Raw genomic sequence first — 14999 nt, 5'->3', positions numbered from 1 at the left:
TTAAGTTGACACCAATGAGCACTGCTAAACCCCTACCCACAGAATCAAATAATTAAGCCGTGTTTAGTATAGACGTTTGGTGAAAATTAAACCTTCACTTCCTATTATCTCTATCAGAAACTCCTCACCGCAACCAGATACACTAGATCATGAACCTGCATAATAAATTTTAATAACTTATGAGTACAGATAGCCCTGTTAATGGTAAACTCGATCCTGGATCTACACTTGGCAAGCGGGTGAGAAACTTTGTAATTGCCATTGTCGCGATCGCTTTGGGTGTTACTCTATTTTTAGGACTACGAGCAGAGTCCAATTCAGTTTCTTTAGCTCAACTAGATCAAGCTTCCACACCATTAGAAGTAGCAGTCACTAACGGTAAACCCTCACTTGTGGAGTTTTATGCTGACTGGTGTACTGTCTGTCAAAAAATGGCTCCTGACATAGCACAGCTAAAACAACAGTATGCTGACAAATTAAATTTTGTCATGTTAAACGTAGATAATAACAAATGGTTGCCAGAACTGCTCAAATATAGAATTGATGGAATCCCCCATTTTGTATTTTTAAATCAGCAAGGAGAAACCATAGCCCAAGCAATTGGGGATCTTCCTCGTAGCGTCATGGATGGCAACCTAGCCGCCTTGGTTACAGGTTCTACTTTACCTTATGCTCAAGCGATCGGGCAAGTTTCCACATTTTCTGCCCCCGTAGCCATAGAAGGTAGTCAAGATGACCCTCGTAGCCATGGGAGTCAAGTAAATCAAGGTAGTTGAAACAGGGAAGAGGTAACAGGTTAATATTACTCAAGCCCTTTGTTTTTAACCATAGAGCGAATCATTAATTGCGGCCAAATTAACAAAAAAAAGCTCATCCAAGTTAATACTGGAATAGCTACGAGGATAGTTAGCCAATTGATTTTAAAAATTAACCAGCTACTACCGATTAATACTATACTGGTGAGCATTATCGACCATGGTTGACACCACCAAGGCTTATACTGCCAAGGACTAAGTGATTTTTGTTCAGACATTGATTTAAGTTAAAACAGTTTTTGATGACAGTAGGGAAAAATAATATCTATTAATTCCTCCCAGACTATATCCCAGCTTGACACACCACAACCAAATTGGGATATTTAGTCAAAAATTTGGATTTAAAAGTCAAAATTGGCGTTATCTGCCATCAGGATTCCATTTTTCTAATGAAATGTATTTATTGTTCACCCAATCTAAAGCCTCAATTGCTCCATTAGAACTTAACACACGAAACCAATAAACAGTGCTGGTGCTTTTGTCTGGGTGATTTTCCAAGACTCTTACCACATAGTAAGGTTCTTCAGAAGTGGGTAAACTATCCACAGCAGCAGCAACACGGATACTTCCCCTAGAAAGTCGTTCAATTTCTCTGGCCTTGCGTTTGACTTGGGGTAGCTTCCAGACCAAATCAAGAGCTTTTTTTTCATCTATAGAATAGGTAGTTTGAGAAACATTAACTGTAGTAGATGGAGAGCGTGAAGATGCTATAGTCATCTCTACACCTTTTTTGTCATTTCGATCAATAGTCGAATATCCTACTAAAATTAACAGCAATGAAGCAATGAGAGGGTAATAGGTTAATTGTTTGATTAAGTTACCCCTGAGCATTATCGTATCCCTCCGAAAGAATGTAAGGTAGTGCCATGTATAATTACTATAGCAGGGGTTAGACCACCCATAATTATTTTTTCGATAAATCAAGGATTTTTACTGAGTATTGTTTGTTTTTGATTTACTGATTTTTAAGTAAATGAGCGATCGCACTTTTGGCAAACTTTATAATATATTAATAATCACCACATCTGTCTTAATAATATATAAGTTACGCATTGACAGAATCTATTAAATAAGCATTATCAATTTTATCTCTTGTAGGGTGCGTCAGACCCGATAATTGAGCATCTAACAGACTTCCTCTATCTGACGCACCGCACTAAATATGGGATGACAAAAGTGTGAAACTAGGCAATTTCTTTCATACATATCATCTGCATTTTATACAGTGCGTAAGTCCTATAATATAAAAATCCCAATTTGATATTATTTTTCATAATTACTACTCCGAATGATAAAATAACTAATTGATAAAGACAAAATAGCAATACCAAGGCCAATAATTTGTATACCTTCAGTTGCTTTCAAATCAAGAATAATAATTTTACGAGCAATGGCAATTAAAGAAGTAACAATCACCAACTCAATTTGTAAAACGTGCTTTTTTAAATAACCAGTGATATTTTCTAAAATCTCTAAAGCAATTAAAACATTTAAAAATAAACCAAAAATACTAAATAGGGTTTCACCAAAAATTTTTTCGGTTGGATAAATTATTTGCTTAACTATAAATATTGCTAAATCTCCAAGCGCTGCAAAAATCACTAAAATCATTAGCAGAGATAGCAGTTTAGCAACTAGCACTTCTACAACTTCAATTAAATGCTTAAATTTCTCATCACTTGTTAAGCTTCTAAAGCTTTTGATTAATTTCTTCATTTACCACACCCTGTCTAAAGTAGATCAAAAAACAAATAGACATCAACCGAACTTAAATTTGCGTATCCCACCAGAAGTATTTTATACAGCATATCTACTTTTTCAGAGATATTTGTAGCCCCCTCCTCGCTTGCGGGGAGGGGGTTGGGGGTGGGGTTCTTGTATCTCACTGAATCAAGTGTTAATAGTAGCACCCGATCATAGCACAAATGACTACAATAGTCCAGAAAATAAAAAAAGGAAGAACTATAACATAATTACTTCCTTTATATTCCATTAAAAGTGATTATTCAAACTATTTAAAAACCTGGAGAATATACCAACAGATTCTTATATTCTTCAATTTTGTGTATTTTTCCTTGAGCCTCAAATGACTTAATAATCGGTTCAGCATTACCCCAACCAATTGACTTTGTGTAAAACAATATTTTCCCACCAGGATTCAACTTACTCAAAAATAGAGCTATCAAAGATTCTTCATTATGATGCACAAAAGGAGCATCTTCCGGCATATAAAATTCCCCTAAATGAAAGAGTGACACCACATCTAACATAGGCAAAGAACGATCTGTTAGAGTGAAGATATCCGTACAAATCACCTTGTAATATTTAGCAAGCAAACGATCTTTAAGAGACAAACGAATATATTCTTGATGTTCAGGAGCAGAAGCAGTAATACCAATAATTTCATTTGGCTTTTCTAACTTCTGATTCTCTAGCCCTAGAATATGATGAGAGCCTGTACCAAAATGGAATATAGTCTGATCCTGAATATTCATCTTCTGCAAATATTCAATAAATTCAAGATCACATGGACAACGTTCTGGTTGTAATTCCCACGATGACTTTTCGCGGTAGTAATCTGCTCCTACCCATTGAGGTAAAACGGGACGAGAAAAACTAACAAAGTAGTAAAGTCTAGCTAATTGTCTATTAGTGAAGACAATATCACGAACTGTTTTTCTAAAAGTTGTAACCATAAATCAATCAACCTCAATATGTTGAATAGGTGAATTAAATGCTGCTATTTCTCGAATATTTCCTTCATTACGAAACTGACATAGCAATTTCAAACCCCGATGTTTTATATCCCATGCGTAGACCTTGAGATAGACAGCAAGCCAAGATAGGATGTTAAAAGTTCTCATTATTTACCTGAAGCTAGAGTAAATAACAGTAGCTATCTTCATCAACTTGCCTATATATCTAGAGAATTTCCCTGTTTTATGCTATTTCTCAATATCATCACGTACCGAGAATTAACCTAAGTCCCAAAAACTGAATGTAGATGCTTGAAGGATACTTTTGCTGAGTTTTTGGCAATACAAGCAAGCTTATCACATGAAAAATAAAGCTATCATTAAGTTCAAATGAAAATTTCATCAAGTTTTGCACTGAATAAATATATACTTAGTAGTTACGCATTGACAAAATCTATTACATAAGGATGATAGATTTTATCTATTGTAGGGTGCGTCAGACCCGATAATTTAGGAAACAACAGATTTTTTGGATCTGACGCACCGCACTGATTTAGATGAAGTCAGGTGCGTCAGAATCTGAAAGTTAGTGATTTTAGCCTAAATTATTCTGTCTGACGCACCCTACAGACTACAAAATAAAGCCTGAAACTAGGCAATTTCGTTTATACATATCATCTGCATTTTGTACAGTGCGTAAGTCCTAATACTGTTTAGACTGAACCGTATTGTCCCTAATAGTCTGTTAGTCCAACAATGATGGGTTTAGTTCCAAGACTGTGAAGTTAGAGATAAATTGGTTTGACATAAGGAAACTCAATACTTTCGAGATTTTGTTCGATTAGGCTTACTAGATCACTAATCTTGGTATAATCCAACTTATTGACTAAGATTCACGTATTTTGATCATTGCGAGGTTGACCTAACTATCTCAAACCCTGATGTTTCGTATCCCGTGCGTAAGTCCGAAAATTGATTGATAATCTGAGGAATAAAGTAAATGGAAGCATTAAAAGTAATTGAGAAAATAATTACTAACCCACCAATTCCCCACGAACCCTATAAACAAACATTGAAAAATTGGGCAATGTATTGTTTACGCGATCGCGGATTTATTGTAATTTATGCCCAAAATGCTGATTTTGCTGTACAATTTAAAACGGGAGAAAAACTATATTTTAAAGTCACAAACAACGTCATTGATGTAGATGGTAAGGTTAATTGGATAGTTTGGGATAGTACAACTAAAACTACCAGTTTGATTACTACCCAATCTTAAAGTAGGGAATTAATATTGATTACTCATCACTTTTTCATAAACTCCTGCACTACTTTTTTAGTAATTTCTTGAATAGCTGCTAAAGTTGGTGGTATTGTTTCACTTTCCATTTCCAACCATAAAAGATATTCAATATTTCCCGCAGGTCCAGTTATAGGAGACCAAGTTAAACCCTTATATTTCCATCCTAACTCCAAAGCTGCTGTTAAAACTTGAAAAATTGCATCAGCGTGATCTTCAGAGTCACGCACTACTCCCTTTTTTCCAACACGGGATTTTCCGACTTCAAACTGAGGTTTAACTAATAGAACAGCTTCTCTAGGAAATTGACTTAAACGCCACACAGCAGGTAAAATTTTAGTTAAAGAAATAAACGAAACATCCACAACCACCAAATCAGGAAATATTGCATTTTCAGAATATAATTCTTCTGGTTGAAGTTGACGTAAGTTAGTACGTTCTTTTAAAATTACCCGTTCATCATTTCGCAACTTCCAATCAACTTGTCCATAACCGACATCAATTCCATAAACTTGAATCGCACCAGATTGTAATAAGCAATCAGTAAAACCACCCGTAGAAATTCCCCCATCTAAACAAATGCGTCCAGCTACAGAAATCGCAAATTGTTCCAAGGCTTTAGCCAATTTTTCACCACCACGAGAAACAAAAGGAGGACGTTCTTTAACTTGAATTTGGGCTTTGATATCAACTTCAGCCCCGGCTTTATCAATCATCTGTTGATTTACCGTCACTTCCCCAGCCTGAATTAGCCGTTGTGCTTGCTGACGGGAGGGACATAAACCCAAATCTACTAATAGGGTATCGAGTCTTTGTTTAACCAATTAACTTGACTCTCCTGGTAATATTAGATTTAAAGCATGATAGATAATTTCTTCTCGGTTAACCAGCTTTTCTAATTCTTTTGGTTCATAACGACCTTCTTCTACTTCTAGGGAAGCTTCACCAATAGCATTTAAATAAGCTTCTTCTAAAGTTTCTAAAAGTTCCTCTTTTGTCAGATAATACCCTCCAGCTTTACGTCGCTTATTTTCACGCTGAATTTCCAGAACCGAATTCCGAATTGAGACTTCCCAGGAACGAGTTGTGCGATTTTCAGCTTTTTGTTTAATCAAGTGCAACAATAAAACTACTGCATAACTACGAATTGTCTTGATAATGTCATTTCGGCTCATTTCTTCTAATTCTTCAACTATAGTTAATGCACCTTGAAAATCACCTTGTAGGAGTAGGTTTTTGAGAGTTAAGATTTCTTCCATAATTTAATACCTAGCAACTGAATCAATGACTCATAGTTTTATTGTACAGTCATCCTACTCCACAGCCCCCAACGCCTTCAAAGTTAATATTTCCGCCCGACTTAACCCCTTCACCCCCCGAATCTTCAACCCTGCATATAACTGATGGTTAAAGGTAGCAATACATTCCCCAGTCCGGACATCCCACAGTTTCACCGTTTCATCAGCACTACCACTAGCCAAGGTCAGACCATCTCCACTCCAGGCTACCGACCTAACCGAACTGCTATGACCCCTACCGTGTACACACAAGTGGTCGCCTCATAGGTTTCAGGTTTTTTAGCCACTGAAATGCCTGATATTTTGCAAAACTCAAACCTCCATCTCTCTATAAAATTGGGATTTGGAGTGGCAAAACCAAGCGTTAGGTATGATTTCAAGACTTGTGTGTACACCGTAGCTTAAAAAGGGGGATTTAGGGGGATATGCGGATGTTAGATACCACACGAAAATCTTTTCAAACACCCTCTTATACGACTAAGTACCTTTATCTGTCAATAAATCCTTTTTTACATTACAATACTATAGCTATTTCTGTGTAGGTTGGGTTGACGTAAGGAAACCCAACGCATTTGTTGGGTTGCGTGCCTTAACTACGAATCACTGCTTTTTTCAATTTGGCTATAGTATTGACATTACAAAAAGTAAACGCACCTTGACAAAAAGGCCAAAGTGCGGTGTCTAGTGAGTCCGCGCAAACGGACTTGAATTGTGTAGCTGCGGTTTCTAATCGCCAAAATTTAGATATTAAACATCAATCTCGCTCAATTCACGGGTAATATGGTCAAAAGGCTCATCCACAAAGGCGGTATTAGCAATACCAGCCGCCGCAACTTGCGCTTTGACAATATCCTTCATAATTTGCACACCGCGAACTGTAGGACTAATGGGGACACCCAAAGAATTGTAAGTTTCCCGTAACCCTTGTAGCACACGCTCATCCAACACATTCATATTGCCCGCTACCACCGCATAAGTCGCATAGCGCAGGTAATAGTCCATATCTCGCAAACAAGCCGCAAATCGACGAGTTGTGTAGGCATTACCACCAGGACGAATCAATTCTGGCAATTCTTCAAATAACTTTGCCCCGGCCTGCTTGACAATAGCTGCTGCATTAGAATTAATCGCTGCTGCCGCTTGTACCCGTGCTGTACCGCTTTCAAAATATGACTTGAGACTATCGATCGCATTCCGATCAAAATAACGCCCAACTACGTCATAATTCTTAATCAAAGTTGTTACCGCATCACGCATTTGTTTTTCTCCCAATCATTAACTATCTATGGTTTGATATTAATTTGGCTGCATTCATGCACCAGTAAGTTTTTGTGCTATTTAAATATAGATTCAGCACAAAAGCCATCCATCCACTACTTACGGATTTTATGCTAAAGTTGACCCCTCTGAGATGAACTTTTTTGTTTTGTGCAGATTATCAGAAAGGTTAATATAACCTGTAATCCAGATGATCTGTCACAATAACTACAAAAATGTCCTAAGTCAAGTATTTACGATATTTCAGGTGGTGTGTCACAACTTGGATTAGCGCAGCAAGATGGGGACACTTTGACAGATACTTTGGTTGTACTTTAGAAAATTGGCTACAGAAGGAGTAAAAATGACAACCCCACAAGAAGTCTTGAAGATGATTCGGGACCAAAACATTCAGATGATTGATCTGAAATTCATTGATACACCAGGAACTTGGCAGCATTTGACCGTGTTCCATAACCAAATTGATGAAAGTTCATTCTCTGATGGTGTCCCTTTCGATGGTTCCAGTATTCGGGGTTGGAAAGGCATCGAAGAATCTGACATGACAATGGTACTAGATCCCAACACCGCTTGGATCGACCCATTCATGAAAGAACCAACTCTAAGTATTATTTGTAGCATTAAAGAACCCCGCACAGGTGAATGGTACAACCGTTGCCCACGGGTTATTGCCCAAAAAGCAGTAGAGTATCTGGCTTCTACAGGTCTTGGTGACACAGCTTTCTTTGGTCCTGAAGCTGAATTTTTCATCTTTGATGATGTTCGCTACGACCAAACTGCTAACTCTGGTTACTACTACGTTGATTCCGTCGAAGGTCGTTGGAATACTGGTAGAAAGGGTGAAAAGGGTGAACCGGATAGTCCTAACCTGGGTTACAAAACACGCTTCAAAGAAGGTTATTTCCCCGTTCCACCAACGGATAGCTTCCAAGATATGCGTACAGAAATGCTGTTAACAATGGCAGCTTGCGGTGTACCCATTGAAAAGCAACACCACGAGGTTGCTACCGGTGGTCAATGTGAACTAGGTTTCCGCTTTGGTAAGTTAATCGAAGCTGCTGACTGGTTGATGACCTACAAATATGTGATCAAGAACGTAGCTAGAAAATACAACAAAACCGTTACCTTTATGCCAAAACCAATTTTTGGTGATAACGGTTCAGGTATGCACTGTCACCAATCTATTTGGAAAGGTGGTCAACCCTTATTTGCTGGTGATAAGTATGCTGGTATGAGTGAAATGGGACTTTACTACATTGGTGGTATTCTCAAACACGCACCCGCACTATTGGCAATTACCAACCCCACTACCAACTCTTACAAACGCCTCGTACCTGGTTATGAAGCTCCTGTAAACTTGGCTTATTCCCAAGGAAATCGTTCTGCTTCTGTGCGGATTCCTCTTTCTGGTAATAATCCCAAGGCCAAGCGGTTAGAATTCCGTTGTCCAGATGCCACTTCTAACCCCTACCTAGCCTTTGCTGCTATGCTTTGCGCTGGTTTAGATGGTATTAAGAACAAAATCCACCCTGGTGAACCCTTAGATAAAAATATCTATGAACTTTCTCCAGAAGAGTTGGCTAAGATTCCTTCTACTCCAGGTTCTTTAGAATTGGCTTTGGAAGCACTGGAAAATGATCACGCTTTCTTAACTGATACAGGTGTGTTCTCAGAAGATTTCATTCAAAACTGGATTGACTACAAGCTTGCTAACGAAGTTAAGCAGATGCAATTGCGTCCTCATCCTTATGAGTTCTTCTTATATTACGATTGCTAATTGCAATATGTAATTTAGTAAATTTTTTAGCCACCCTGGAGGGTGGCTTTTTTTCTAAATTAATTGAGACGCGCACTCAAAAAAATACTGTAGAGATGTTTCATGTAACCTCTCTACATCTATAAACCCATTCTCATAAATAAATGGGATTAGCTCATTGCGGCATGACTGCGACTATAAAGCGCCTGAGTTGTGGAATCTATCTTCCCTTGAATGGGATTCCAATAGTGGGATATTTCTTCGGGAAGACCGAGTTCCTGTGCAGCACGCATCAGCATGGATTGTTGGCGATTCTTCACTTGCTGATGTTGACGTACCATTAACGCACGAGATTTTTCTTGAATAGACATAACCCAGTCCTCCTCTTTTTTTAGTGATAATTCGATTAATTGTTTCTCTTCACATATTCATATTAACAGAGTATTCTGTAACGTAAACTACAAAATGCCTATTTTTAACAAAACTTAATATTTTTATCCTCCCATAGAATGATGGTAGGAATCCTGTACTTTTAGTGACTAAGTGAAAAAGTTAATCAAAAATTAACAATTCAGCGATCGCTCAGGTATAGATAAGTAATGAGACAGAATTAATTACACAACTGGTTTTTCTGTTCCCTCTCTCAACGAATGAATTTAATTGTGTCCGACTACTTAAAACTGTTACCGTGCCATAAAAATAAGATATTGCCTCCAGGAGTTCAGGATGATTTTTAGTTTTTCTCGTTTTGGGTTATTAGCGGCCATAGGAGTAGTAACAATAGTAATTAGCCAGTCGGCATCTGCTAAAACGGCCAAAGAAGTAGCTCAAATTGCAATTCCGACGACAGTGCGAATTGATAATTTATTACACAGTAATTATGGCGGTTCTGGAGTAATTATTGGCAAAAATAGAAATATTTATACTGTATTAACGGCGAGTCATGTAGTGGGAAATTTAAAAAATAAATACAGTATTCGGACTAGCAACAAAAACAAATATCGAATAATTTCGCTGCAAAATTTGCAGAAAACTGAAAATGATCCTGATTTGGCAATTGTTAAGTTTGAAAGTACAAAGGAGTATCCTGTTGCACCAATTAGCAATTCCGATCAGGCTGTAATTGGTACAGATGTGTATATTTCTGGCTATCCAATGTCAATTAAAGACAATACTGAACGGGAATATGAGTTTAGAAAAGGACAAATTATTAGTCGTTTTGAGAGCAAACCTCAAGGCTATACGATGCGTTATCATCCTGTGATGGCAAGAGGTACCAGCGGTGGTCCAGTGTTTGATGTTAGTGGTCGTGTCATAGGCATCCATGGACAAGGCAATAGTGATCCGATCAGTTATAATGCCGTAATGCGAAGCAGTATGAGTGATCCTGTGATCAGAATTAATAGACAGAGCGATCGCTATGGGACTTCAGAAGTAGAAACAGAAATCAAAATTGGCTATAGCGCGGCAGTTCCTATTAATACATTCAAGAAGTTAATTTTTCAAGCTGGAATAAAGGTTACTTTTAAAGAAGATAATTCCCCTATTGAAAATCTTAAAGCTACTCAACCCACAAAGTCTGAGGTGAGAAGCTGGGAAGAAGATTTTGCTACTCAATAGACCTGTTGCATAAATACTTTGGTGTCGCCAAAATTATTCTGGAAAAGCTCACGCAAAGGCGCAAAGTTGCTTTTCTGCCTCTTAAAGAGGAACTATGAATGTTAAAGCGTGTATTAGTGATCTAGTCACCAATACACGTCAGGATTTACGCCATTACCGGATATTTTTAGGAAAATACTCAACAGTTGTGTAGTGCTTTAACTGTCTATATCCCTGTCAGAGAAAATAAAATTTTTCCGGGCTGATAAGTCATGTAGTGCTTTAACTGTCTATATCCCTGTCAAAGAAGATGAAATTCCGCCGGGCTGATAAGTCATGTAGTGCTTTTAACTGTCTATAAATCCCTGTCAAAGAAGATGAAATTTGACAAGGCTGATGAGTCATGTAGAACTGTCTATATCCCTGTTCTAGAAGTTGTGCCAAGGATGCTAAACACTTGCTGATCCGGTAATTTGATTCCTTTGTTGACACTTAAAACCTCCTGGAGAAGTTTTTAGTGATTAAGCAGCAGAATAAATATTTCCGTCATCTTCCATGAACTCTCTGCGTCCACTACCCCGATGAGGAAGTGGCTGTTCGGGTTGGGTAGGCCCAACTTTTGTTCTACTTGCAACTAACTCCTGTGAACTAGAGCTAGTCAGTAGAGAGGATAACTCAGAAATGCAGTTAAAAGCTAAGGAGCCTAAGACGAGACTAGAAACTAAAAGTGAAAATGTAGTACGCATAGTAGATGTCTATTTTAGAACTATCTAATTCACTGTTACTGAAGTTTTGGGGTCCCATCCGGAAAATTTTCTAAAAAGTATTGTATTTGACTGAACAAAAATCAATTTTATACATTGTCGATATGTTCAACAATGAACCAATTGCCAGATGAATTGGGGCGACCCCGAATAGTTAGTTTTTGTCCAGAACTCAAAGATTGTAGGGTTTCGTCAATGGGCGATCGCTCAGTTACCAACTGCCAAGATAGGCTAGATAATTCAGTTGGGTCTGTGATTTTAAATCTATAATTTTGTGGTTCAATCCGGTGGAAAACACCCGTAAAACCTAGAGAATCAGAGTAATTATCCTCATAACCCCCTAAACAAGGGCAATGACCACTAACCGGATAAAGCTCTGGATGCTCCAAATAATGAAGTTGCCAGTGGGACCATTCTGGGTGGTGAGGTGGTAAATTGTAAAAAGGAACAATAGCTGGAGGAGCGATCGCACTGTTTAATAAAGCTATTTGCAACGTCCTCACAGATAAATCCCTGGGCTGACAATTTAATTCCACACAGAGAGCCGCAGCCATACCTGCCGCTTGACCAATACCCATGACAACAGGTTGGAGTCGAGTAGCACCATTAGCAATGTGAGATACAGAAATATTTTTTTCACAAACCAGCAACCCATCTGTAGTGGCAGGAATCAAACAACCGTAGGGAATAGTAAACGGAGTACCCGTCCAGCGTCCCCCCCAGCGAATAGATTTAGGTTGCAGAAAAAACTTAAATCCTGGATAATGGTGGTCATTGGCATAATTACCAATAGCGATCGCATCTTCAAATAAAGACGCAACTCTACCCCCAGTCATCGGCAAAATATCCTGTTCACAGATGGTCTTTAATCCCACTAAACGGCGACTTTCCCGATAGTAAGGATGGAGCGCGAAACCTGGAGCAAGACTAGGAAAAACCCCTTCTGCCAAGCCATAACGCCGACCAAACTGAGTTTGAATAAAATGGGCAAAGTTTTGACTATGCCAGAAACATTCTTGAACAAACTCATGTCTCCTTACTTCCGACTCTAGCAAACGGCCAATTTCCTCACCGTAGTCATTGCCACAAATAGGCCAATTCATCATCAACTTCCCCCCTGGCAACCGACCATAATTTAAAAATGTCTCTGGGCTATAATCATCCCAAGCCCCCACAAACAAAGAAGAATCATAATTAGGTGCAGGGGTAATCTCTGGGGCAATAACTTCTCCAAAATCTTGCATCACCACTACCCCAGTCGGTGCTTGAACTGGATACCTTTCGGTCAGAGAATTAGGAAACTCTGGGGCGCTAGGTTCTCTCCATTGTGAATGCCATTCCCAACCCCAACGGCAAGGTATGGAAGCTAAAGCTAATAAATCGCCTAATTCTGTACCATCAAGAATAATTTTGGCAGTGACCGTAAAATCAGCAAAGCGCACACCAGTAACACAATCTCCTTGAGAAAATACCTCTAAAGGCACTTTTCCCGGAATCCAATGGAGATTAGGTAATTCTTGCACCCAATCGGCGAAAATCTCTGCCCCGATTTGGGGTTCATAACTAAAAAAGCTCACCCAACTATGATCTAATCCCCCTGGTTGACGTTGGCGTAATTCCTGTAAAAACGCACCCCACAACCCAGTTTGAAAAGCCTCTAATTCATTACCATCTGGCGCAGAAACCCCCGCAGAGGTCAACATCCCCCCTAACCAGCAAAATTCACTCACCAGAATCGTTTTCGCTCCCCTACGTGCCGCTTGAATAGCCGCAGCCGTCCCACCTGTTCCCCCACCTACAACTAAAACATCGGCTGTATATTTTTGAGTAAGCATTGTTTTTATGACCTATTAAGATGTAAAAGATATATATCAGGCATTGGGTGATTGGTAATGGGTAATGGGTAATGGGTAATTGGTGATTGGTGATTGGATAATCTTCTCCCCCTGCCCCCCTGCCCTCCTCCCCCCTGCTCCCTGCCCCCACAGGCACTAAAATTAACCTTACCTACCAGGGATGCCTAGAAACTATAATTTATGGGTACATTAAATCAGGGACTGTATTGAGTGAGGTAAAAACTTATATGGCAAGCTACCAAGAAAATCTGATTGACGAAAGCAATGGCGTAAATCATATAGAACTGATTGAAAATGTGATCAGCACTTTAGATCAAGATAATAGTGCAATGGTTAAACGAACTGCCGACGGGGGTTATCTGTGGAAGTTTAAATATGGCAGCGTAGAAGTATTTGTGCAACTTACTGGTATTAGCAATGAAGATACAATCACAGTTTGGTCTTCGGTGTTGAAGTTACCGGCCAGAGATGAACTTAAATTGATGCGAAATCTATTAGAGTTAAGCTGTACTAGCACCTTTGAAGCCCGATTTGGGATTATTGAAAATCAGGTAGTTGTAATTTCCATCCGTACTTTAGCAGAGTTGTCACCCAGCGAAGTCTCTCGAATAATTACCATTGTTGCCACTATTGCTGATAATAATGATGAACTGTTGCAAGCTGAGTTTGGCCTAACCTAAGCTTAATTGTGTCTGTAAATAGGTTGGCGTTAAAAATTGTCGGTGGAATAAGGCAGGGATAAAAAGGGTAGGGGTGTATTGCAATACGCCCCTTCTTTACACGTAATTTTAAATTAAAGATGGGAGTTGGCGGCATTAAATGTCCAGTAAGCAGGTTTGGCGACTAATTCCTTTACTAGAAACTTCTGGTAATGTACAAATGGCTATTGATAAATGGTTGATAGGACAACACCAGTTGGGAAAACAACCCCCATGTCTGCGGTTTTATACTTGGTCGCCACCCGCTATTTCTCTTGGTTATCACCAACGTCAATACCCGGAATTTTGGCAAAATTTAACTTGGCAAGGTCAAAAGTTAGATCTAGTGCGTCGTCCTACTGGTGGTAGGGCAGTATTACATCAAGGTGATTTAAGCTATGCTGTGGTTACATCTGGACTTGTGGGGAGTCGTTTACAGGTATATGGTCAAATTTGTGAGTTTTTAATTCAAGGATGGCGATCGCTCAATGTAAACTTACACTATGGTCAAGCTGGGCGAGACTATATCCGCAATCCTAACTGTTTTGGTACTGCTACTGGTGCAGATTTAGTTTTGGCTAATGGTAGCAAACTCATTGGTAGCGCCCAACTGCGGCAAGGTGAAGCAGTTTTACAACACGGTTCTATTCAGTTAAAGCCAGATCCAGATTTATTCAAACTGGTATTTGGTAAAGATTCTATTATCCCAGTCGAGTTAATCAAAAATTTAGACCAACAAGCAATCATAGATGCCTTAATTAACTCAGCTTGTGAATGTTTCAATATCCAGTTAGACATTCAACCCCTATCTGACTCTGAATGGGAAGAAATAATCTGAAATTTTTGGTGAAAACTAACACCCCACCCCCTAGCCCCCTCCCCGCAAGCGAGGCTACGGTGTACACACAAGTGATCTGATTACCCAAAACAAGCCCTGGC

General features: G+C 39.0%; 18 protein-coding genes and 1 pseudogene. 6 read left to right on the top strand and 13 right to left on the bottom strand.

The window, feature by feature from the left end:
- The first annotated feature begins 179 nt into the window (after positions 1-179).
- The gene (locus VB711_RS10790; protein WP_323285961.1) at positions 180-776 is read left to right on the top strand and encodes a thioredoxin family protein; all 597 of its coding nucleotides are present in this window, start codon (positions 180-182) and stop codon (positions 774-776) included.
- Between the two features lie 26 nt (positions 777-802).
- On the opposite strand, the gene VB711_RS10785 is transcribed toward VB711_RS10790, so the two are convergent.
- From VB711_RS10785 to VB711_RS10765, 5 genes are all read right to left on the bottom strand, one after another.
- Entirely contained in the window at positions 803-1033 is a 231-nt protein-coding gene (locus tag VB711_RS10785; protein ID WP_323285960.1) for a DUF6737 family protein, read from the bottom strand.
- A gap of 142 nt (positions 1034-1175) precedes the next feature.
- Positions 1176-1532 (bottom strand): hypothetical protein, encoded by a 357-nt coding sequence (locus VB711_RS10780; RefSeq protein ID WP_323285958.1) that lies wholly within the window; start codon positions 1530-1532, stop codon positions 1176-1178.
- A 546-nt stretch (positions 1533-2078) separates the two neighbouring features.
- Positions 2079-2531: a phosphate-starvation-inducible PsiE family protein gene (locus VB711_RS10775; RefSeq protein ID WP_323285957.1), complete on the bottom strand. Its 453-nt coding sequence runs from the start codon at positions 2529-2531 to the stop codon at positions 2079-2081.
- A gap of 299 nt (positions 2532-2830) precedes the next feature.
- Positions 2831-3511: a hypothetical protein gene (locus tag VB711_RS10770; protein WP_323285955.1), complete on the bottom strand. Its 681-nt coding sequence runs from the start codon at positions 3509-3511 to the stop codon at positions 2831-2833.
- A 3-nt stretch (positions 3512-3514) separates the two neighbouring features.
- On the bottom strand, positions 3515-3679 hold the full coding sequence (locus tag VB711_RS10765) for a hypothetical protein (RefSeq protein WP_323285954.1): 165 nt from the start codon (positions 3677-3679) through the stop codon (positions 3515-3517).
- An 832-nt stretch (positions 3680-4511) separates the two neighbouring features.
- On the opposite strand from VB711_RS10765, the gene VB711_RS10760 reads away from it, so the two are divergent.
- Positions 4512-4790, top strand: a complete 279-nt coding sequence (locus VB711_RS10760; protein WP_323285953.1) for a hypothetical protein — start codon at positions 4512-4514, stop codon at positions 4788-4790.
- Positions 4791-4816: 26 nt separating this feature from the next.
- On the opposite strand, the gene VB711_RS10755 is transcribed toward VB711_RS10760, so the two are convergent.
- From VB711_RS10755 to apcB, 5 genes and pseudogenes are all read right to left on the bottom strand, one after another.
- On the bottom strand, positions 4817-5635 hold the full coding sequence (locus tag VB711_RS10755; protein ID WP_323285952.1) for a TlyA family RNA methyltransferase: 819 nt from the start codon (positions 5633-5635) through the stop codon (positions 4817-4819).
- Positions 5636-6070, bottom strand: a complete 435-nt coding sequence (locus VB711_RS10750) for a DUF29 family protein (protein WP_323285950.1) — start codon at positions 6068-6070, stop codon at positions 5636-5638.
- A gap of 54 nt (positions 6071-6124) precedes the next feature.
- Positions 6125-6292 carry a hypothetical protein gene (locus VB711_RS10745; RefSeq protein ID WP_323286008.1) on the bottom strand — a complete coding sequence of 56 codons (168 nt, stop codon included), beginning with the start codon at positions 6290-6292 and terminating at the stop codon, positions 6125-6127.
- Positions 6293-6295: 3 nt separating this feature from the next.
- Positions 6296-6361, bottom strand: a pseudogene (locus VB711_RS10740) (hypothetical protein); the annotation flags it as partial.
- A 495-nt stretch (positions 6362-6856) separates the two neighbouring features.
- Positions 6857-7366 (bottom strand): allophycocyanin subunit beta, encoded by a 510-nt coding sequence (apcB, locus tag VB711_RS10735; protein WP_323285949.1) that lies wholly within the window; start codon positions 7364-7366, stop codon positions 6857-6859.
- Between the two features lie 364 nt (positions 7367-7730).
- On the opposite strand from apcB, the gene glnA reads away from it, so the two are divergent.
- Entirely contained in the window at positions 7731-9164 is a 1434-nt protein-coding gene (gene glnA / locus VB711_RS10730; RefSeq protein ID WP_323285948.1) for a type I glutamate--ammonia ligase, read from the top strand.
- A gap of 149 nt (positions 9165-9313) precedes the next feature.
- Here glnA and VB711_RS10725 read toward each other — a convergent pair whose 3' ends face one another.
- Positions 9314-9514 (bottom strand): hypothetical protein, encoded by a 201-nt coding sequence (locus tag VB711_RS10725; protein ID WP_323285945.1) that lies wholly within the window; start codon positions 9512-9514, stop codon positions 9314-9316.
- Positions 9515-9869: 355 nt separating this feature from the next.
- Here VB711_RS10725 and VB711_RS10720 point away from each other — a divergent pair, with 355 nt between their 5' ends.
- The gene (locus VB711_RS10720) at positions 9870-10763 is read left to right on the top strand and encodes a serine protease (RefSeq protein ID WP_323285943.1); all 894 of its coding nucleotides are present in this window, start codon (positions 9870-9872) and stop codon (positions 10761-10763) included.
- Between the two features lie 500 nt (positions 10764-11263).
- Here VB711_RS10720 and patX read toward each other — a convergent pair whose 3' ends face one another.
- Positions 11264-11488 carry a heterocyst-inhibiting protein PatX gene (gene patX / locus VB711_RS10715; RefSeq protein WP_323285942.1) on the bottom strand — a complete coding sequence of 75 codons (225 nt, stop codon included), beginning with the start codon at positions 11486-11488 and terminating at the stop codon, positions 11264-11266.
- Positions 11489-11595: 107 nt separating this feature from the next.
- Positions 11596-13341 carry an FAD-dependent oxidoreductase gene (locus tag VB711_RS10710; RefSeq protein ID WP_323285941.1) on the bottom strand — a complete coding sequence of 582 codons (1746 nt, stop codon included), beginning with the start codon at positions 13339-13341 and terminating at the stop codon, positions 11596-11598.
- A gap of 248 nt (positions 13342-13589) precedes the next feature.
- Between VB711_RS10710 and VB711_RS10705 the strand changes: the two genes are divergently transcribed.
- The gene (locus VB711_RS10705) at positions 13590-14042 is read left to right on the top strand and encodes a YbjN domain-containing protein (protein ID WP_323285940.1); all 453 of its coding nucleotides are present in this window, start codon (positions 13590-13592) and stop codon (positions 14040-14042) included.
- 139 nt (positions 14043-14181) lie between these two features.
- The gene (locus VB711_RS10700) at positions 14182-14898 is read left to right on the top strand and encodes a biotin/lipoate A/B protein ligase family protein (protein ID WP_323285939.1); all 717 of its coding nucleotides are present in this window, start codon (positions 14182-14184) and stop codon (positions 14896-14898) included.
- Positions 14899-14999: the final 101 nt, after the last annotated feature.

Origin of the sequence: Cronbergia sp. UHCC 0137 (assembly GCF_034932285.1) — a bacterium.
Classification (GTDB): domain Bacteria; phylum Cyanobacteriota; class Cyanobacteriia; order Cyanobacteriales; family Nostocaceae; genus Cronbergia.
The sequence above is the reverse complement of the archived record's forward strand: the minus strand, read 5'-3'. Positions and strand labels throughout refer to the sequence as shown.